Genomic DNA, 17,990 nt, shown 5'->3' with positions numbered 1-17,990 from the left:
ATCGCATTCAATTATTGAGTGTGATGAAGCTTTTTTTATGAAATTAAATCAATTCCGAAATCACGTTGAGAACCTGGTAATTAGCATATTTTTCTAATTCGGTGAGAAAATCATTGAGTTCTGAATTGGAACGAAAAGCACCGTGAATCATATAATTCATTTGTCCGGATATCTTATAATGATGGCGGATAAAGTTTCGTTTAGAATGAATAAAATTTAGATATTTCTTGTTACTACGATAATCCATCTTAGTTTGAATAAAAACTTGAAAATTGTAACCCATTTTATCTAGATCGACTTCAATAGTATATTTTTTGATAATTTTTTCGTCTTCAAGTTGTTCGATCCGGGTAGCAACGGCCGGTGGAGTGAGATTAACGAGTTTAGCTAATTTGTTTTTCTTAATGCGACTATCTCTATTTAATTGTTTTAATATTTTAAGATCAGTATTGTCCACTTTATTCAATTCTTTCTGTATTTAGGATTCAATATATATTATACGATAGTGAATTTTCCGATTAAAAATGAGATTTATATTTAATCGAAATCAATAATGTAGATTAATAAAATTTAGAATGTTAATACAAATTTACCTTACAGGTAAATTTTTCCTTGGAGGGATAATTAATGATTATGCACAGTAGAAAAACAATTGCAGTTCCGCCTGGGGCAACTATTAAAGAACAATTGAATAGTCGTCATATGTCTCAAAAAGAATTTGCCATAAGAATGGATATGAGTGAAAAACATATTAGCCATTTGATTAATGGAAAGGTTGAATTAACTTTTGACGTGGCGCAAAGGCTAGAGAGTGTTTTAGGAATTCCAGCAAAGGTTTGGAGTGAGTTGGAATTACGTTATCGAGAACGCTTAGCCCGTGTACAACGTGAGTTGAATAATGAGAGTGAATCCAAGTTGGCCCAAAATTTTCCCTATGAACAAATGGTCGATAAGGGGTGGATTGGTAGTGCTGAGGATGAGAGTGCAAAATTAAGAAATTTGCGAAGATTTTTTGAGGTAGCAAATCTTAATTCACTTTATAACCTGAGTATTTTAAAACCCAATAGTGATAGTCATACTTTATTCAAAGCTGTTCAAGAACAAGCTCAAAAAAACGAACGACAAAAGAAAATTGAATCTTGATTTTTTTGAATTTTACACGATATAATACCGTTTGTTATGAAAATAGATTATATATTGAGATATGCTTGTGCTTGGGAATCCAAGTGGAAAAACTTTTTGGATAATGAAATAAAATTCTGAAAAGTGAGGCATTAAAATGGGATATTTATATTTAGGGATGGCAATCGTCGGTGAAGTGATAGGGACAAATCTCTTAAAGCTGTCTGATGGTTTTACCAAAGCATTATTTACAGTGGGGAGTTTGTTTGCATATTTGTTTTGCTTTTATTTTTTATCTTTGAGTATGCGGTCAATTGATTTGAATGTAGTATACGCACTTTGGGCAGGATTGGGAATAGTTATCACTACTATAATATCGGTAGTGTTGTGGCACGAACCGATTAGTTGGATTACAGTGTCAGGAATTATTCTTATTACTTTTGGAACTGTACTTCTAAATTTACATATAAATTAAAATATTAAAAAGCAGTCATTGGAAAATCCAGTGGCTGCTATTTTAAATTCTCTAGAAATTGTTTAAATGAGTGGGTAATAATGTAATCTCTTCGATAAATAAAAGAAATTGGCAAGATTGAAAATTGATCAGGTAATTCGATTGCTTTGAGAGTTCCCTGATCTAAATAGGGTTGGACAACTTTTTGTGGTAAGAGACTGATACCTAAACCGGCGCTAACACTGGCGATAATAGCGTTTAGATAATTGAATTCAATCGGATGATGAATCATGATTTGTTTTGAATCTAACCAACTTTCCAGAGTCTTACGATAAGCGCATCCAACTGGAAAAACTAGTAGAGAAGAATTATCGATGTCAATGTCAGGAGTATTAGCAGTTACCAAACAGAGTTTTTCAGACATTAAAGGTAGTGCAACCAGCTTTTGATTGCTGACTTTACCACCAATAATTGCGCCATCTAATTCATAATTGAGAATTCTCTGAGCGCTCAGTAAAGTTGTGCCAGTCTCGATTGAAAGTTCAACTTGAGGATTTTGTTGGTGAAATTTGGACAGTATTTGAGGCAGAAAAGTCGAAGCCGCAGTTTGTAAAGTGCCAATTTTCAAATTACCATGGATTTCTTCGGGATGTTGCAGTTGATTGATAGCATCGTCAGTTAGGCTGACTATTTTAATGGCTTTGGCGTAGAAGTCTTTACCATTATCAGTTAGAGTAATACCGCGATTGGTTCGAAAAAATAATTTAGTATTCAAATCGTTTTCTAATTGTCGTAATTTGGCAGAAATGTTTGATTGTGCGTAGCCCATTTCTTCAGCGGCACCGGAGATACTGCCAATTTGAGCGATAGTAATGAACATTTGTAGAGTATTTGTATTTATAGTTAACTCCTGATATATGAATTTTGGTATGGCTAGTTTCTCATTATCATGGTTTATTATATATCCAAACGACCATATACTGTTGTTGTAAGTTAATTCAAACAAAAAACGAGGTCGCTAAATATGAAATTTTCAACAATCAAAGTAAATGGATTAGATGTTTTTTATCGTGAAAGTGGTGATAACAGTAAGCCAACATTCCTGTTATTACACGGATTTCCAACTGCCAGTCATATGTTTAGAAATTTGATGCCAATGTTAGAGAATGATTTTCATGTGATTGCTCCAGATTTCATCGGATTCGGTCAATCAGCTGCGCCGGAACATACAAAATTTAATTATACTTTTGCCAACTTAACTAATTATGTCGATGGATTCTTAGATGCTATGGGAATTGATAAATTTTATCTTTATGTGTTTGATTATGGTGCACCGATTGGTTTCAATATTGCCACTAAATATCCAGAAAGAATTTTGGGAATCGTCAGTCAAAACGGTAATATTTATCAAGAAGGATTAGGTAAGAAGTGGGAAGGCCGTAAAGACTATTGGCAAAACCCTACACCAGAATTACGTGAAAGTTATAAGTCAGCATTCCAACCAGCAACGATTAAAGGCCAATATACTGGTGGTGAAAAAGAGGGTAGCGTATCTCCGGATGGTTATACTTTGGACATTCACTACACAGAATCTCCCGATTACGCCGAAAGACAATCGGATTTGATTTTTGATTATCAAAGTAACGTGGCTAATTATCCTAAGTATCAAAAATATGTTAAAGATTATCAACCTGAAATTATTGCAGCCTGGGGTAAAAACGATCCTAGTTTCGTTTATCAAGGTGCCCAAGCCTTTGCCAAAAATGACAAGAATGCAGAAGTACACTTGTTAGATGGTGGTCACTTTGTTTTAGAAACACATTGGCAAGAAATTGGGCAATTGATTTTGAATAAATGGGCTAAATAAAGAACGAAATAAAGCAGGTAATCGTATTTTGATTATCTGCTTTATTTTTTAAGCAGGAAAGACCATGTTCTAAACCTTTTTTCGTATTTATAAGTATAAGAAGTTGATTACAAATTAGTGTAAATATATACTTCGTATATACGGAGGCGATGATATGAGTGTTAAAGCAAGAAAAGTAGGTAATTCTAAAGTTTTTACTATACCTCAAAATATAAAACCGACCGATGGAGAATATGAAGTGTTTCAAGGCCGTCATGGTTCAATCGTGTTTTCCCCCAAGAAAACTAATATTTTTAAAGATAAAAAATTCCTTAAAGAACATAATCTTAAACAAAAAGAAGAATTCAACGATGAATCAATAGGAGAGGAAGAAATTGACTGAATATATTCCTGAAAAACAGGACGTAGTGTGGCTAAATTTCAATCTATCATCAGGTAAAGAGATTGGGAAAAGACGTCCGGCCTTAGTTTTGAGTAATAAAGAATATAGTAAAGTTACAAATTTGGTTTTGGTTTGTCCAATAACTCATGCCAAGAAGAATCATTTAAGAATGACAGGCTTGATCCCCATTACGGAAGTTTTAGGAATAGATGGATTTATAAATCCTCTACAAATACATACCTTTGATTATAAAGCTCGAAAGATTGATAAAATTGGAGAGCTAGATGATAGTACTTTCTTTGATGTTATTAGAATAGTTAATGACATAATTGAGTAAAAACGAAAAGAGTAACGTTTCTATGTTTAAAGAAACGTTACTCTTTTCGTAATTTTAATTATCCTGTTGTAGTTTAGAATGTCTGATTCCATAGGCAAAGTAGAAAATCACACCTAAAATCAACCAGAATGAAACGGATACTTTAGTCAAGTTTGGTAACATGACAATGAAGTAAACACTGAATAGTCCTGAAAGTATTGGTAACACTGGATATAGTGGCATTTTGAAGCCGTTATTTGGAATATCCTTACGATGTCTCAAAGGAATAACTCCAAATGAGATAAAGGCGAATGCTAACAATGTTCCAGCATTAATCAAGGAAGCTAATTGTGTTAATGGTACTAAAGCTGCGAAAAATGTTTGGATAATGGTTGCGATAATAATCGCATTAGTTGGTACAGCACGTTTAGAACTAACGTGGCCTAAGAACTTAGGTAATAAACCATCACGTCCAAGTGCGTAAACTAATCTGGAACCACCGAAGAACATAGTGATCATAGCTGTAAAGATACCAATCAAAGCGCCTAAAGTGATAATTTTATTCCAAGCACCCAGATGAATGACTTTCAACGCATAGGCTGCTGGATCGTCAACGTTCAATTTAGTATAGTGAACGATTCCTGTCAGAACGAATGAAAAGGCTACGTAAAGTACAACGGCTACAATAACAGTTCCGATAATACCTTTAACGACATTCTTACCTGGATCAACTGTTTCAGCCGAATTAGCTGCTAAAGCATCGAAGCCGATGAAAGCAAAGAAAACAGTAGCGGCAGCGGTAGAAATACCACCCAAACCGAATGGTGATGAATGGAATTTAGCTGGATAGAATGGTACATAATTGGATGTCTTAATATAGAAGACTCCGACTACGATGAAGAGAATGATAATCGCCACTTTAACGACTACGGCAATATTTTCAATTCGTTTAGATAAGTCGACACCGTGGAAAATAATGAAAGAAACAATCAAAACGATAAGACCAGCAGTTAAATTAATAACGCCACCTTCTAAAGGTCCGGCCTGTAGGGCTTTTGGTAAAGTGATACCAAAGGCCGCTAAGATATTGTCATTGAAGTATGAGGCAAAACCGGTAGCTTCAGCTGAAACTGCCAAGAAATATTCAAGGATTAAAGCCCAACCGAGTAGCCAACCGACGAATTCACCATAGATAACAGAACCAAAGGAATAGGCTGAACCGGCAACTGGCATAGCGGACGAGAATTCAGCGTAAGCCATACCGACCATTCCAGAGACTAACGCTGCCACCAGAAAAGCAATAACAACGGCTGGTCCTGCATGTAGAGCTGCTTCATGTCCTGGTAGAATAAAAATTCCTGTACCAATAACGGCACCAATTCCAAGTGCAACTAAGTCTTTAGCGTGTAAAGTCCTCACCAAGTGAGAATCGGCTTTGACATAGTTTTCAACACTTTCTTTTTTAAAAATATTTTTCATGAAAATCCCCCTAATAAAAAAGAAAAACGTAATTTTCATTATTACTCAAATATTAAATGAGCACAACTTATTTTTTTAATTTTATTAAAGAGGAATTAAGAAAAATTGACAACTGGTGAGCAAGATATGTGAAAAAAAGTCGTACTTCATGAGACAATATAGTTGTAAATTATATTTCCAAAAGAGTATGATTTATCAAATCAAGATAAATTAAAGAGCTAATGGAAAGGATGACATTATGTTACAAATCATGGGGTTATCATCAATCGTATTATTAACACTAATTTTTAAGAAATTGGAGAGTACTCCTGCAGTGTCTCCAGTTAGAATTAATCGTAAATAATTGAATATATTGAATATAGAGGGAACTTCGTTAACGTAATTTGTTAATGAAGTTCCTTTTTAGTATTGATCGATAATTTTTCGAAGTTCATCCAAATAGGAATCTTTTAGAGCTTGAGGATAGTTGATTTTGACGTTATTTCCCAATGAAAGAAGATACTGGACCATGTAGTCGAACTCTTCTTGATTGTAACCGCCATAGAGATAATATTGCCCATCAACTTGTTTCAGTTTCATATTAGGATAATTGTTTTTTTGAAATAATTCGACACCAAGCGGAGTCAGACTGCATTCAAAGGGGATGTTATGGTAGTTTCTTTCATAATTCTCCTGAATTTTTTGTAGTTGTGCGTGGGTTAGAGTTGATTGGGTGCGATTGAGTGAACAATCTTCCATTTGGTCGCAACGATAAGTGGCCCATTTTTTATTTTCAAAGTTATAAATATTACAGAACCAAATTCCGTGACGATATAACAGATCGAATATTTGAATCGTTTGTTTCTTATTATGAAAGGTTAAACTCAGAGCAGTTTCTTCTAAAATTGATTGCAAAATAATATTTAAATCAGTCGGAGCCGAAATGGAAGGTATTTTATAATATTGAACTGATTTTTGTAATTTGACGACGGCTTGTTGCTGAATTTTGGGGAGAGTCGCCATTAATTTGTCGGAAATATGTTTGTAGGGTTTCTCAAATGGAGTGGCAGAAAGGGAGCTTAGAGCATTGAGGGCAAAGAAAATAGCGTTGATTTCTTCGAGATTGAAAGTTACGGGAATCAATAGTTGGCGATTGACGATATGAAATCCGCCATAACGGCCATTTTCGGTGTAGAAACTTAAACCCATATCTTCGAGGTCAGTGATATCGCGTAAGGCTGTCCGTTTAGAGATTTGAAATTCGGCTACTAAGTCGTTGATGTGAAAAATTGATTTGTTACTGAGAAAAATTAGTTCTTGATTGAGTCGTTCAGCTTTATTCATTTTTATTTCCTTAATGGTGTCATAGATTGTCACCTTTAAATTGTAGTATTAACTTATCAATTAAGACAAGGATGAATTAAAAATGAAAACATTAATTATTAACGCTCAACCAGATTTTCGTAATGGAGATCACTACTCAATTAAACTTCAACAATTATTTCTCAAGAAGTTTCAAACAGCTTTCCCTAATGAAACAGTCGACTTAATCAATCTTTATGACATGGAGATTCCTCAGCTAACTACGGATCAACTTTTAGGTATTTGGGAAAAACAAGCTAATCACATTTCTTTAAATGATGAAGAAAAACGAATTTTTCAAATAAATCAGGATTTGATTCAACAATTTAAAGCCCATCACCGAATTGTCATTGCTTCACCGCTCCATAACTTTAACGTGACTTCTAAGATGAAAGATTACATCGACAATATTTTGGTGGCACACGAAACTTTCAAATATACGGCTGAAGGTTCAGTTGGTTTGATGACAGACAACTATAGAGTGATGTTACTTCAAGCTAGTGGTTCGATTTATACCAACAATGACCGCTATACACCATTGGAATTCTCTAGAATGTACTTGCAAGGTATCTTTGAAGAACTTATGGGCTTCGACAAATTCTCAATTGTGCGTGCCCAAGGATTGCAAACTAATGGTGTCGATGTTAACGAAGCTATGGAACAAGCCAAAAATGATTTAGATGTTGAATTCAACAAATTTTACGAGTGATAAAAATGTTCTTTTGCGTCTGAAACATGGCATAATGAAGCTAGATTCGACAAATTATGAAGTGAGGTTGATTAGATGAAGCAATTTACACTTGAGGAATTAAAAAAATATAATGGTGAAAATGGCCAACCAGCTTATGTAGCTATTGATGGTGTTGTCTACGATGTAACTGACGTGGAACCTTGGCAAGGTGGGAAACATCATGGCAACGTTGCTGGTAATGATTTGTCTGAGGCTATTATGAAATCACCACATAAACATTCAGTTTTGGCAAAGTTAAATGAGGTTGGAAAATTGAAGGAACGCTAATTAGCGTTCTTTTTTATTACCATTCATAAGTTAAACTTATCAATTGCTTTTGAATTTGAAATTGGTTGAAATACGGTTTGCCTGTAAGATATCACTTGTAAGTTAAGTTGATGAAGCAAGTAAGAGGTAAGTTATATAAATGAATAATGAAGTTATCGTATTGTTTGGTGCCGGTTCAATCGGTGAAGCAATTGTTAGAAGAGTCTCGGCTGGTCGTAAGTTATTACTAGCTGATTACAATGAAAATAAATTAACCGAAATGAAACAACATTTAACGGAAGCAGGCTTTGTAGTAGAAACAATCAAGGCAGATCTTTCTTCCAGAGAATCTATTAAAGAGGTAGTTGTAAAAGCTCAATCTCTTGGCAATATTATGGGATTGGTCAACGCAGCCGGGGTTTCACCTTCACAAGCTAGTCCTGAACAAGTTTTGAGAGTAGATCTTTATGGAACTTCGGTTTTATTAGAAGAATTTGGTAAAGTAATGGCTCCCGGCGGAGCAGGAATCGTGATTTCATCACAATCGGGTCATCGTTTGCCGGCTTTGTCACTAGAGGATAATCAAGCTTTGGCAATGACACCGACTGAAGAACTATTAAATCTATCAATTTTACAACCAGATGTTATCAAAGATTCGTTGGCAGCCTATCAATATGCTAAACGGACTAATGTTTTACGAGTGGCCGCCGAATCAGTTAAGTGGCAAAAACGTGGTGCTAGAATCAATGCAATTAGTCCTGGTATTATCATGACACCGTTAGCTGTTGATGAATTGAATGGACCACGTGGTGCAGGCTACAAGCAAATGTTTGATTCAATGGTTACAAAACGTCCAGGTACGCCAGACGAAATTGCTAATTTAGCTGAATTATTAATGGATCGTCGTGGTGCCTTTATTACGGGTAGTGATTTCTTGGCTGATGGTGGTATTACCGCTCAATATTGGTACGGCAATGTTTCAGAGGTACGTAATATTGGAGCACAAAAATAAATTTTTGAGGAGATTTTAATTATGAAAGCAGCGACCTTTGTAGAACCAGGAAAAATGGAAATTAGAGAATACGCTAAACCAGAAATTCAAAAACCAACTGATGCAATTATTAAAATTGTTCGTGCTTGTGTTTGTGGATCTGATCTTTGGTGGTATCGTGGTATTTCAAAACGTGAACCAGGTTCAACTGTCGGACATGAAGCAATTGGTATCATTGAATCCGTTGGTTCAGAAGTAAAGGATGTTAAAGTCGGTGATTTCGTTATCGCTCCATTCACCCATGGATGTGGTCACTGTGCTGCTTGTCTAGCTGGTTTTGATGGTGATTGTTTGAATCAAGAAGCTGGTGGCAATGGTGGTTATCAAGGTGAATACTTGAGATTCACTAATGCTAACTGGGCTTTAGTTAAGATTCCTGGTCAACCTGAAGATTACTCTGATGATATGCTTAATAATTTTCTAGCTTTGGCTGATGTTATGGCAACAGGTTTCCATGCTGCAACTAGTGCTGAAGTAAAAAAAGGTGACACCGTAGTTGTTATGGGTGATGGTGCTGTTGGCTTGAGTGGTGTTCTTTCAGCTCATCTGTTAGGCGCTAAGAGAATTATTGCCATGAGTCGTCATGAAGATAGACAAAAGTTGGCTAAAGAATTTGGTGCAACCGATATTATTCCTGAACGTGGTGACGAAGCAGTTGCCAAAGTTATGGAATTAACTGGTACAGGTGCTGATGCGGTTCTTGAATGTGTCGGAACAGAACAATCTGTTGATACAGCCGTTAAAGTAGGTCGTCCCGGTGCTGTCGTTGGACGTGTTGGTGTACCGCAAAAAGCTGAAATGAATACTAATAATCTTTTCTGGAAAAATATTGGTTTACGTGGTGGAATTGCTTCAGTAACAACTGATGATAAGAATGTTTTATTAGACGCTGTTTTGAGTGGCAAAATTAACCCCGGAAAAGTCTTTACTAAGAGATTCACACTTGATGAAATTCAAGATGCATATGAAGCAATGGATAAACGTACAGCTATCAAATCTTTGATTGTTGTGAGTGATAAATAGGAGAAAATGATGAAAAAAGTTTTAATTATTGGAGCAACTGGTACGATTGGTAGTGCCGTTCGTCAAACATTATTGAATGAAACTGACGATCAATTAACTTTATTTGCTAGAAGCGCCAGTCGTTTGAATGCCAGTGACCGTGAAACAGTTTTGGCTGGGGATGTAACGAAAGATAGTGATTTGGATAAAGCTATTGCTGGGCAAGATGCAGTTTTTGTCGCCTTAAGCGGTAATTTAGGCCAATTTGCTAAAAAGATTGTTGCAGCAATGGATCGTAATAACGTTTCACGCTTGTTGTTCATCACATCAATGGGTATTTATGATGAAATACCCGCTTCAGTTGGTGCCAGTGGTAACTTGAGTAGTAATTCAATGTTACGTTCATATCGTGAAGCAGCTGATGTGGTTGAGGATTCTGATTTGAATTACACAGTTATTCGTCCTGGTTGGTTTACTAATGGACCTGTTGACTATGAAATTACAAAGAAGGGTGAACCCTTTGGAGGACATGACGTTTCAATCAGTTCAATTGCTGATTTTGTAAAGAACGCGATTGCTGACGATAATTACTATTCACATGATAGCGTTGGTTTGAATACAAAATAAGAAAAAGTAGTCTCTTTGACAGAGACTACTTTTTTTTAGGATAAATTAAATGGTAACAAATATAGTCAAAAGCGGTGACTAATAATGTGATTGAGAAAAGCCATCCAAATGGATCTTTGAAATTAAGACTGATATCGAAATTGTAAACTCCATGATTGATGGCAACATTCTTTATAGCGTATGCAATGATTAAAGCCCATAACACTGTAGTTAAGATAGAAGTATACTTACGCATATTATCATTTCCTTTTAGTGAAATTGTTTATAATATTAATAATAGTTTAGGAATATGCAAATTAATAGTAAAAATTGAGGTGCAAAAATGTTTCAACAAATGCAATACTTTATAGCAATCGTAAAAAATCACAGTTTTACGCAGGCAGCGGTCGATTGTAATATTTCACAATCAGCTATTTCACAACAGATGAAAGAATTAGAGAGTCGTCTGGGCGTGAAATTGTTGAACCGGAAAGGTCGTAGCTTTGAAGTGACTGAAGCTGGTCAATATTTCTATACGCATAGTCAGGATGTCTTGGCGGATGTTGATCAATTAGTTAAGAATACTATTAAATTTGAAAAGAATGATGAAGTAGAACTCCATGTTGGTTATTTAAGAAGTTTCGGAACGACTGAATTTTTACAAACGGTATCTAAATTTACGCAGGAGTTTCCTAAGGTTAAAATCAAGATTAGCAGTGGGACCCATGAAGAACTTTATGAGTTGTTACGTACAAATAAGTTAGATTTAAATTTTTCAGATCAGCGTCGGGCCTTATCTAATGAATATCAAAATGAGTTTTTGACATCTAGTGAATTTATGGTTGCGGTAAATCATTCTTTACCAGTTGATAATAAAAAAATTGATATCGTTGATTTGGCTGATATACCGTGTATCTTAATTCTAGATGGTAATCAACAGGAAGCTGAAGAAGCGTATTATCGAGACGTTTTAGGCGTGAAGAGTGAATTCATCTTGGCAAAGAATTATGATGAGGCCCAGATGTTGATTGCTTCTAATCAAGGCTATTTGATAATTAATCATCGAATGCGTAAGCAATTGGATCAAGACATCGTGAAAATGATTCCCTTAGTAAAAGGTGATCGCAAGTTGATTCAGAATTATTACGCCTATTGGCAGGCCGACAATTCTGGTTATTATATCGAAACGTTTGCGGATTTATTGAAACAAAGTTTTGCATAACTTTTACTTATGAATAATCCCTAATTTTAGAATAGTTTAAGTGTGAAAATGTTGGTATCATGCTCTTTGTAAGTTAGGAAAGCGTGATAGAAATGATGGATAAAGAAATAATTATGCAATTATACCGTGATGAAAATACAGCAATGGTAAAGAAAGATATTAATCGTTTAAACGAAATTTTAGCTTCATCAATGACTTTGACCCATATGACGGGTTACGTTCAACCAAAATTAGAATGGATTGATCAAATTCAAAATGACGAAATGCAATATTTATCTTCCAAAGAAGATAATATTAAGAATATTGAAATTGATGGTAATAAAGCCAGCTTAGTAGGTCAGAATCGAGTTCAAGCCAAGATTTGGGATGGCGGTGTAAATACTTGGCCTCTACAAATGAAAATGTATTTTGAGAAAAAGAATGGTGAATGGACCGTTACTAAACAAGTTGCCAGTGCATATTAGAGAATAAAAAATCTAGTGTAAAAACCAATTATTGGAATTGGTTACTACACTAGATTTTTTTGACTATTTCTTTTATTTGTCTACCGATCATTTCATAGTCTAAAGGATTTAAAGGGACATTGATGAAAAGAGTGGGGGTTTTAGAATTACGTAGAGTGAGATTGGTTAGAATAAAGTCTGATTGTTGTTGATTTTCCATTACTTCCAGTTCAACCTTATTAAAATATTGTACTAATTGTTGAATTAATTGCTGACGATTGAAAAAGTCTGAGTCTATTACCATGGAAAATTTAAGATGTTCTTTTAAATTCTTGTCAGCAGATAATTCACATAATTTTAGAGCCAGTAATTTTTGATGATTGGCCTGAGTAAAAAGAAAATGCCTTTTACCAGCAGATATGAATTGTAAATATTCATCCAATTGTTTTTGACGGTCGTACAATAGTGGAACATTACCAAATAAATGGCAATATTGTTTGACTTGATCTAAGCCAGATTTATTTAGTTGTAAGAAATCTACTTTACGTATTAGATTGATAAATTCTAGTTCTGAAATTTCTAAATGATGTTGTTTAAGTTGACGCTGTTTACAAATGGCCAGCCAAAAACTAAAACGTAATTTGTCATAACTAGGAACATTTGAGTTTTGTTTGATTTCTTCTTCATTTACAAAAAAAGGCCAAGTAACACTACCATAAGTATTCCAATAATATTGAAAAGCCGCATAGCGAATGTTGGGCTCTGGCCCAATCAAATGTAAACTTTTAGGATCAATCTGGATACGGTAGTCAATTAAAGTATCATTAACAAGATTGATTAAGCGCCGAGTGGTTGATTCACTGACATAGATTTTATTAGCTAGGCTTGAGATGGTTGAGTAGTGTTCATTAAAAGAACTTTCAAAAATGATAGCTGTTCGCTGATCAGTTAGCATGGGTAATAAGGCAGCTAAATTAAATTTGGCAACACGATGGTAATCAATGCCTTGATTGGACAACGTGATTTTAATATCGTTTAAGCTTTGTTGATCGATTATATGTGTAAGTTGTTTAATTGCTTTGGTTACAGTAGCTCGATCTATTTTTAATAATTCGGCGAGTTCAGTGTAACTGCAATTATTTTGTTGTTCAAGAATATCCAAAATCCGAATATTCAGATTATCTTGATTAAAAAAGGGTCTCATTAGTCATCCTCCAAAATTTCCACTTTAACTGTGGAATATCTGATAATCACTAATTATAAATTTTGTTAGGATTGTGTCATAAGTTAATTATACAGGATATGAGGTTTTTAAAAATGGAAATAACACATGTAACAATAAAAGATTTACCAACGATTTTGAGAATTGAACGTTTGGGATTTACTGCAGAAGAAGCAGGAACTGAAACGCAATATCGTGATCGTATTGAAAAACTGGTTGATACTTTTCTAGTAGCCAAAATTGACAATCAAGTGGTAGGTTTTGTTGTAGGACCAGCAACTAAGCAACCATATGTAGAGGATTGGATGTACGAAGATACGCCCACTAATTTAGCAAGTGGTGGACATCAAATTATTTTTACAATTGCAATTGATCCTAAATATCGAGGACATAGTATTGGTAGCAAATTACTAGATGCGGTGGAGAAGGACGCTATAAAACATCAAAGAGAAACTATTTCACTAACAAGTCTCGATCGTAATATACCGTTTTATTTAAAAAATGGCTTTGAAAATAAAGGCGTTGCTGATTCAGACCACGCTGACGAAACTTGGTACAATCTGGTTAAGAGGCTGAGTTAATAATGGCAAAAGAAGTTCAAATGGCAGAGGTAAAAAGATCACTTCAGACCAGACATCTAACGATGATAGCCCTGGGAGGATCGATTGGAACTGGACTTTTCATAGCTAGTGGGTCGGCAATAACTACCGCTGGACCAGGTGGCTCTTTGGTAGCATATTTAGCTATGGGATTAATGGTTTACTTTTTGATGACTAGTTTGGCGGAGATGGCAACTCATGATCCTTTAAGTGGTTCTTTTGCAGCCTATGCTAATAAATATGTCGGACATTCTCTGGGTTTCGCAATGGGGTGGAATTACTGGTTGAATTGTACAATAACAGTTCCTGTAGAAGCTACCACAATAGGAATTGTTATGAATTTTTGGCTTCCTCAAGTTCCGTCGTGGATTTTTGGATTAATTACATTTTTTTTGATTTTCTTTATAAATTTTATTTCAGTGCGATCTTATGGTGAAACTGAGTTTTGGTTAGCCATGGTAAAGATTGTTTCCGTAATTTTGTTCTTAATTGTAGGAGTAGCAGTTATCTTAGGAATTATGGGAGGACATCAAGCAATAGGATTGAAAAATTTCACTTATAAAAAAGCACCATTTGTTAATGGGTTCGGTGGAATACTCAGTGTTTTTGTTGTAGCCGGATTCTCTTTTCAAGGAACAGAGATGGTTGGAATTGCAGCGGGGGAATCTAATAATCCAGAAAAAAGTATTCCCAAAGCAATTCACTCTACTTTTTGGAGAATCATTATTTTTTATATTTTGACGATTTTTATAATTGCTTGTATTTTGCCATATACAAATAAAAACTTATTGAATGCGAATGTTCAAGATATTTTGACCAGTCCATTTACATTGATTTTTAAGCGAGTCGGACTAGCTGCCGCTGCAAGTGTAATGAATGCAGTTATTTTAGTGGCCGTATTATCTTCCGCAAATTCTTGGTTATACGGGTCAACTAGAATGCTATACTCTCAAGCACGTGAAGGATATGCTTGGAAAATTTTTGGTAAGGCGAACGATAGAGGAATACCGATTTTTGCTTTGATGGGAACAACGTTTGTCAGCTTAATAATTTGGTCAACCCAATTTTTTGATGCAAAAGCGTATAACTATATGATTGATGCATCAGGATTATCAGGATTTTTAGCTTGGTTAGGAATAGCCATAGCACATTTTAGATTTAGAAGAGCTTTTATTAAACAAGGACATGATTTGTCTGAGTTAAAATATCAATCTAAGTTTTTTCCCTTTGGACCAATTTTTGCGTTTGCTCTTTGCCTAATTGTTATAGTTGGTCAAAATGTTGATGCATTTGTAACTTTTGATTGGAAAAGTATAATTGTGACTTATTTAAGCATTATAATTTTTTTGATTTTGTTTTTTTACTATAAAATACGGCACCATACACACCTTATAAATTTAGAAGATATTGATCTATCTAATTGAAAATCAATTGAATAAATAGAAGGTATTCATACAACTAACAAGTATTTTAAAAATGAATCAAAGATCATAGAGGAATATAACGGAACAACATTAACCTTTAAAGTGAATGATCTAGCTCCTTATCTTTTAACAGCATTGATCGAAACTCCTAAACGAATTATTTATGTATCTTTAGGAATACATGTTGGAGCTAGATTAGATATTATGGATTTAGTTCATCAAACGACCGATTATTCATCATCAAAATTGCAATTAGTTCTTTTAACTAAAGCATTGGCACGATTAAACTCTGACATAGTAGTAACAGCGGTTGATCCTGGTTGGGTTCCAACTAAAATGGGTGGCAGAATGGCAACGGATGATTTGACAGAGGGTTATATGACTCAAGTATGGTTGGCAACGTTGGAAGATAAGAGTGTTTCCGGTAATTATTTCCATCATAAAAAATTAAGCCGATACGACCAAAGGGCAGATGATGAACATTTACAAAATGCCTATTTACAAGAACTGGCATCCATTACAAAAGTTAAAATTTAAAAAAAAAAATCCAGCAGCTCAATTTTGAGTTACTGGATTTTTACTATATCTTGAAACTATTTTGAATCCACAATAAATGAGATTATCAAACCAATTATATTAATGATTAGGCCAATAATCATAGCAAATTTGAAAATAGTCGATGTGGCAGTATATTGTGCAGTTAAAGCTACCATAATGGAAATACCGATAGAGCCACCAATTTGATGAGCAGCATTGACTAAGCCAGAGGCCGCACCAGAATCTTCACGACTGGCACCTTGAATTCCAAGATTAGTTAGAGGACTCATTGCAAATCCTTGTCCGAATCCTAATAGAATAGAGGGAATACCAATATTAACCCAGAATCCTCTAAGACCAGACATTAAAATGATTAGACTAAATCCTAAGACTAAAAAGATCATACCTAATAATAATGTATTCTTGTTACCGTGTTTATCAACCATTGCAGGAACCTTGAGAGCTGCAATAAAAGTACAGAAGGTTAGTGGGAAGAATGCAAAACCTGTCATCAAAGGAGAATAATGCAAAACTCCTTGAAGAAACTCGGCGGCAAAGAAGAAGTATCCCATCATCGAACCAACAAACATGGCTCTGACTAGATAGGCGATAACTCTACTTCGATCGGTGAACAGTGACAGAGGCATCATTGGCTTTTTAACTTTCGCTTCAATTATGATAAATGTGGTTAATAAGATAAGAGCCAAAATGAACCAAAGCAAAATATTTTTGGCGCCGTTGATGGAATAAACTAGAGCAAATAATCCCAGAATTGAGAAAAGTGAACCCCAAACGTCATAACGTTCTTTCTTGATAGATTGTGTTTCTAACGCTTTGATTGCAACAATGATCATAAAAATAGTTAAAGGAATATTGATAAAGAAACCGTATCTCCACGATAAAGTACTAGCCAAGAAGCCACCTAAAACCATGCCGACACTAGTTCCAATCCCGGAGACGGAGCTGTACCAAGCAATGGCCTTGATTCTTTCAGGTCCTTCAAAGTTGTCCATCAATAATGCTAAAGAGGTAGGGGCTAAAATGGCGGCACCGATGCCTTGAATAAATCTAGCCAAAATCATTAATGTGGCCTCTTGAGAGATACCGGCGAATAATGATCCAATACCGAATAAGGCTAAAGAGAGAATAAATATTCTTTTTCTTCCAACAAGATCACCTAATCGTCCTCCCAAAAGAACCATGCCGCCGAAGGCTAACAAATAGGCATTTTGAAGCCAAGATAGTGAGACCTGATTTAAGTTCAAATCAGATTTAATCATTGTCAAACCTGTGGTAACAATGGATGCGTCAATTGCGGTCACAAAGTAACTGAGTAATACAATTGTTAAAATTAATTTTTTTTGCATGTGAATCCTTTCTAAAATAATAAATAAAAAAAGAAAATCATTCTCAGATTTTCTTTTAAAGATGTTTAATTGAACTTGCCTTCTTGTAGCCACTTATCGACATTTTGATTCAATAATTTATCGTTATCCATCAACGACATGCTTAATTCCAAACCATTCTTCGGATTGAAAGTAGGCACTTCACGATGTAAAGCACTGGCGTATTTCTCATCATGGTCATAATAAGTCCAAAAGGCTAAGATGTTTTTATTTGAAAAATCATTTTGACGAACGTAGGACAAGATGGGATTGGATGGATTAAAGCCCCAAACTGGTCCACCGATGATGATATTGTCATAGTCATCTAAGTTAGGTAAGGTTCCAGCTAACTCAGGCATTTGGTTGTCAGCAATTTCGACTTGTGCTTGATCCCAAGCATCGTACATACCGCTAGCATAAGTATGGACGGTTTGAATTCTGTAAAGAACAACGTCGCCGAGTTTAGTAGAGATGAAATGTGCCATCTTATCAACGACGCCAGTTTTTGAGTAATATACTATCAAAGTTTTCATGTTTTTCC

The 17,990-nt window shown here is 35.0% G+C and carries 23 protein-coding genes; 15 read left to right on the top strand and 8 right to left on the bottom strand.

The window, feature by feature from the left end; translation table 11 throughout:
• Positions 1-43: 43 nt before the first annotated feature.
• Positions 44-457 carry an Lrp/AsnC family transcriptional regulator gene (locus LKACC16343_RS08460; RefSeq protein WP_056951141.1) on the bottom strand — a complete coding sequence of 138 codons (414 nt, stop codon included), beginning with the start codon at positions 455-457 and terminating at the stop codon, positions 44-46.
• A 170-nt stretch (positions 458-627) separates the two neighbouring features.
• Between LKACC16343_RS08460 and LKACC16343_RS08455 the strand changes: the two genes are divergently transcribed.
• Together LKACC16343_RS08455 and LKACC16343_RS08450 are read left to right on the top strand one after the other, a co-directional pair.
• Positions 628-1,143 carry a helix-turn-helix transcriptional regulator gene (locus LKACC16343_RS08455; protein ID WP_056951142.1) on the top strand — a complete coding sequence of 172 codons (516 nt, stop codon included), beginning with the start codon at positions 628-630 and terminating at the stop codon, positions 1,141-1,143.
• Between the two features lie 136 nt (positions 1,144-1,279).
• On the top strand, positions 1,280-1,597 hold the full coding sequence (locus LKACC16343_RS08450) for a DMT family transporter (protein WP_056951144.1): 318 nt from the start codon (positions 1,280-1,282) through the stop codon (positions 1,595-1,597).
• 37 nt (positions 1,598-1,634) lie between these two features.
• Here the strand turns inward: LKACC16343_RS08450 and LKACC16343_RS08445 are convergent, their stop codons facing one another.
• Complete coding sequence (locus LKACC16343_RS08445) at positions 1,635-2,456, bottom strand: LysR family transcriptional regulator (protein WP_056951146.1); 822 nt, start codon at positions 2,454-2,456, stop codon at positions 1,635-1,637.
• 144 nt (positions 2,457-2,600) lie between these two features.
• Here LKACC16343_RS08445 and LKACC16343_RS08440 point away from each other — a divergent pair, with 144 nt between their 5' ends.
• The 3 genes from LKACC16343_RS08440 (at position 2,601) to LKACC16343_RS08430 (ending at position 4,162) form a co-directional block, all read left to right on the top strand.
• Positions 2,601-3,443, top strand: coding sequence for an alpha/beta fold hydrolase (locus LKACC16343_RS08440; protein WP_056951148.1), 843 nt, complete (start codon positions 2,601-2,603; stop codon positions 3,441-3,443).
• A gap of 154 nt (positions 3,444-3,597) precedes the next feature.
• The gene (mazE, locus tag LKACC16343_RS08435; RefSeq protein ID WP_056951150.1) at positions 3,598-3,825 is read left to right on the top strand and encodes a type II toxin-antitoxin system PemI/MazE family antitoxin; all 228 of its coding nucleotides are present in this window, start codon (positions 3,598-3,600) and stop codon (positions 3,823-3,825) included.
• Positions 3,818-4,162, top strand: coding sequence for a type II toxin-antitoxin system PemK/MazF family toxin (locus LKACC16343_RS08430; RefSeq protein ID WP_056951152.1), 345 nt, complete (start codon positions 3,818-3,820; stop codon positions 4,160-4,162). The genes mazE and LKACC16343_RS08430 overlap by 8 nt, the downstream gene beginning before the upstream one ends.
• Positions 4,163-4,216: 54 nt before the next feature.
• Here the strand turns inward: LKACC16343_RS08430 and LKACC16343_RS08425 are convergent, their stop codons facing one another.
• Complete coding sequence (locus LKACC16343_RS08425; protein ID WP_056951155.1) at positions 4,217-5,620, bottom strand: APC family permease; 1,404 nt, start codon at positions 5,618-5,620, stop codon at positions 4,217-4,219.
• Between the two features lie 402 nt (positions 5,621-6,022).
• Positions 6,023-6,943, bottom strand: coding sequence for a helix-turn-helix transcriptional regulator (locus LKACC16343_RS08420; RefSeq protein WP_056951156.1), 921 nt, complete (start codon positions 6,941-6,943; stop codon positions 6,023-6,025).
• Between the two features lie 82 nt (positions 6,944-7,025).
• Between LKACC16343_RS08420 and LKACC16343_RS08415 the strand changes: the two genes are divergently transcribed.
• The 5 genes from LKACC16343_RS08415 (at position 7,026) to LKACC16343_RS08395 (ending at position 10,638) form a co-directional block, all read left to right on the top strand.
• Positions 7,026-7,670, top strand: a complete 645-nt coding sequence (locus LKACC16343_RS08415) for an FMN-dependent NADH-azoreductase (protein ID WP_056951158.1) — start codon at positions 7,026-7,028, stop codon at positions 7,668-7,670.
• 75 nt (positions 7,671-7,745) lie between these two features.
• Positions 7,746-7,979: a cytochrome b5 domain-containing protein gene (locus tag LKACC16343_RS08410; protein WP_056951160.1), complete on the top strand. Its 234-nt coding sequence runs from the start codon at positions 7,746-7,748 to the stop codon at positions 7,977-7,979.
• Positions 7,980-8,118: 139 nt separating this feature from the next.
• Positions 8,119-8,970, top strand: coding sequence for an SDR family oxidoreductase (locus LKACC16343_RS08405; protein ID WP_056951162.1), 852 nt, complete (start codon positions 8,119-8,121; stop codon positions 8,968-8,970).
• A 21-nt stretch (positions 8,971-8,991) separates the two neighbouring features.
• Positions 8,992-10,032, top strand: coding sequence for a zinc-dependent alcohol dehydrogenase family protein (locus tag LKACC16343_RS08400; protein WP_056951165.1), 1,041 nt, complete (start codon positions 8,992-8,994; stop codon positions 10,030-10,032).
• A 9-nt stretch (positions 10,033-10,041) separates the two neighbouring features.
• Entirely contained in the window at positions 10,042-10,638 is a 597-nt protein-coding gene (locus LKACC16343_RS08395; protein WP_056951167.1) for an NAD(P)H-binding protein, read from the top strand.
• A 25-nt stretch (positions 10,639-10,663) separates the two neighbouring features.
• On the opposite strand, the gene LKACC16343_RS08390 is transcribed toward LKACC16343_RS08395, so the two are convergent.
• Complete coding sequence (locus LKACC16343_RS08390) at positions 10,664-10,873, bottom strand: hypothetical protein (RefSeq protein WP_025085587.1); 210 nt, start codon at positions 10,871-10,873, stop codon at positions 10,664-10,666.
• A gap of 87 nt (positions 10,874-10,960) precedes the next feature.
• Here LKACC16343_RS08390 and LKACC16343_RS08385 point away from each other — a divergent pair, with 87 nt between their 5' ends.
• Entirely contained in the window at positions 10,961-11,839 is an 879-nt protein-coding gene (locus tag LKACC16343_RS08385) for a LysR family transcriptional regulator (RefSeq protein WP_056951169.1), read from the top strand.
• Positions 11,840-11,931: 92 nt separating this feature from the next.
• Positions 11,932-12,303: a nuclear transport factor 2 family protein gene (locus LKACC16343_RS08380; protein WP_056951171.1), complete on the top strand. Its 372-nt coding sequence runs from the start codon at positions 11,932-11,934 to the stop codon at positions 12,301-12,303.
• Positions 12,304-12,352: 49 nt separating this feature from the next.
• Here the strand turns inward: LKACC16343_RS08380 and LKACC16343_RS08375 are convergent, their stop codons facing one another.
• Positions 12,353-13,486 carry a helix-turn-helix domain-containing protein gene (locus LKACC16343_RS08375; protein ID WP_056951173.1) on the bottom strand — a complete coding sequence of 378 codons (1,134 nt, stop codon included), beginning with the start codon at positions 13,484-13,486 and terminating at the stop codon, positions 12,353-12,355.
• Between the two features lie 113 nt (positions 13,487-13,599).
• On the opposite strand from LKACC16343_RS08375, the gene LKACC16343_RS08370 reads away from it, so the two are divergent.
• The 3 genes from LKACC16343_RS08370 to LKACC16343_RS08360 all read left to right on the top strand — a co-directional run bounded on the left by LKACC16343_RS08370 (position 13,600) and on the right by LKACC16343_RS08360 (position 16,064).
• Positions 13,600-14,085 carry a GNAT family N-acetyltransferase gene (locus tag LKACC16343_RS08370; protein ID WP_056951175.1) on the top strand — a complete coding sequence of 162 codons (486 nt, stop codon included), beginning with the start codon at positions 13,600-13,602 and terminating at the stop codon, positions 14,083-14,085.
• A gap of 2 nt (positions 14,086-14,087) precedes the next feature.
• Positions 14,088-15,527: an amino acid permease gene (locus LKACC16343_RS08365; protein WP_056951177.1), complete on the top strand. Its 1,440-nt coding sequence runs from the start codon at positions 14,088-14,090 to the stop codon at positions 15,525-15,527.
• A 204-nt stretch (positions 15,528-15,731) separates the two neighbouring features.
• A complete protein-coding gene (locus LKACC16343_RS08360; RefSeq protein WP_179207689.1) occupies positions 15,732-16,064 on the top strand; it encodes a Rossmann-fold NAD(P)-binding domain-containing protein in 333 nt (110 codons plus the stop codon).
• Between the two features lie 56 nt (positions 16,065-16,120).
• Here the strand turns inward: LKACC16343_RS08360 and LKACC16343_RS08355 are convergent, their stop codons facing one another.
• Entirely contained in the window at positions 16,121-17,431 is a 1,311-nt protein-coding gene (locus LKACC16343_RS08355; protein ID WP_056951181.1) for an MFS transporter, read from the bottom strand.
• A gap of 65 nt (positions 17,432-17,496) precedes the next feature.
• Positions 17,497-17,982, bottom strand: coding sequence for a flavodoxin (locus tag LKACC16343_RS08350; RefSeq protein WP_056951183.1), 486 nt, complete (start codon positions 17,980-17,982; stop codon positions 17,497-17,499).
• Positions 17,983-17,990 lie beyond the last annotated feature (8 nt).

Origin of the sequence: Companilactobacillus bobalius (genome assembly GCF_002179915.1) — a bacterium.
Lineage (GTDB): Bacteria > Bacillota > Bacilli > Lactobacillales > Lactobacillaceae > Companilactobacillus > Companilactobacillus bobalius.
The sequence above is the reverse complement of the archived record's forward strand: the minus strand, read 5'-3'. Positions and strand labels throughout refer to the sequence as shown.

Bases quoted from the DNA above. Each gene is read 5' to 3' on its own strand.
- LKACC16343_RS08390 (WP_025085587.1), bottom strand. From the start codon at position 10,873: ATGCGTAAGTATACTTCTATCTTAACTACAGTGTTATGGGCTTTAATC.
- mazE (WP_056951150.1), top strand. From the start codon at position 3,598: ATGAGTGTTAAAGCAAGAAAAGTAGGTAATTCTAAAGTTTTTACTATA.
- LKACC16343_RS08350 (WP_056951183.1), bottom strand. From the start codon at position 17,982: ATGAAAACTTTGATAGTATATTACTCAAAAACTGGCGTCGTTGATAAG.
- LKACC16343_RS08365 (WP_056951177.1), top strand. From the start codon at position 14,088: ATGGCAAAAGAAGTTCAAATGGCAGAGGTAAAAAGATCACTTCAGACC.
- LKACC16343_RS08420 (WP_056951156.1), bottom strand. From the start codon at position 6,943: ATGAATAAAGCTGAACGACTCAATCAAGAACTAATTTTTCTCAGTAAC.
- LKACC16343_RS08400 (WP_056951165.1), top strand. From the start codon at position 8,992: ATGAAAGCAGCGACCTTTGTAGAACCAGGAAAAATGGAAATTAGAGAA.
- LKACC16343_RS08450 (WP_056951144.1), top strand. From the start codon at position 1,280: ATGGGATATTTATATTTAGGGATGGCAATCGTCGGTGAAGTGATAGGG.
- LKACC16343_RS08385 (WP_056951169.1), top strand. From the start codon at position 10,961: ATGTTTCAACAAATGCAATACTTTATAGCAATCGTAAAAAATCACAGT.
- LKACC16343_RS08375 (WP_056951173.1), bottom strand. From the start codon at position 13,486: ATGAGACCCTTTTTTAATCAAGATAATCTGAATATTCGGATTTTGGAT.
- LKACC16343_RS08360 (WP_179207689.1), top strand. From the start codon at position 15,732: ATGGATTTAGTTCATCAAACGACCGATTATTCATCATCAAAATTGCAA.
- LKACC16343_RS08440 (WP_056951148.1), top strand. From the start codon at position 2,601: ATGAAATTTTCAACAATCAAAGTAAATGGATTAGATGTTTTTTATCGT.
- LKACC16343_RS08370 (WP_056951175.1), top strand. From the start codon at position 13,600: ATGGAAATAACACATGTAACAATAAAAGATTTACCAACGATTTTGAGA.
- LKACC16343_RS08455 (WP_056951142.1), top strand. From the start codon at position 628: ATGATTATGCACAGTAGAAAAACAATTGCAGTTCCGCCTGGGGCAACT.
- LKACC16343_RS08380 (WP_056951171.1), top strand. From the start codon at position 11,932: ATGATGGATAAAGAAATAATTATGCAATTATACCGTGATGAAAATACA.
- LKACC16343_RS08410 (WP_056951160.1), top strand. From the start codon at position 7,746: ATGAAGCAATTTACACTTGAGGAATTAAAAAAATATAATGGTGAAAAT.
- LKACC16343_RS08425 (WP_056951155.1), bottom strand. From the start codon at position 5,620: ATGAAAAATATTTTTAAAAAAGAAAGTGTTGAAAACTATGTCAAAGCC.
- LKACC16343_RS08415 (WP_056951158.1), top strand. From the start codon at position 7,026: ATGAAAACATTAATTATTAACGCTCAACCAGATTTTCGTAATGGAGAT.
- LKACC16343_RS08355 (WP_056951181.1), bottom strand. From the start codon at position 17,431: ATGCAAAAAAAATTAATTTTAACAATTGTATTACTCAGTTACTTTGTG.
- LKACC16343_RS08395 (WP_056951167.1), top strand. From the start codon at position 10,042: ATGAAAAAAGTTTTAATTATTGGAGCAACTGGTACGATTGGTAGTGCC.
- LKACC16343_RS08445 (WP_056951146.1), bottom strand. From the start codon at position 2,456: ATGTTCATTACTATCGCTCAAATTGGCAGTATCTCCGGTGCCGCTGAA.
- LKACC16343_RS08405 (WP_056951162.1), top strand. From the start codon at position 8,119: ATGAATAATGAAGTTATCGTATTGTTTGGTGCCGGTTCAATCGGTGAA.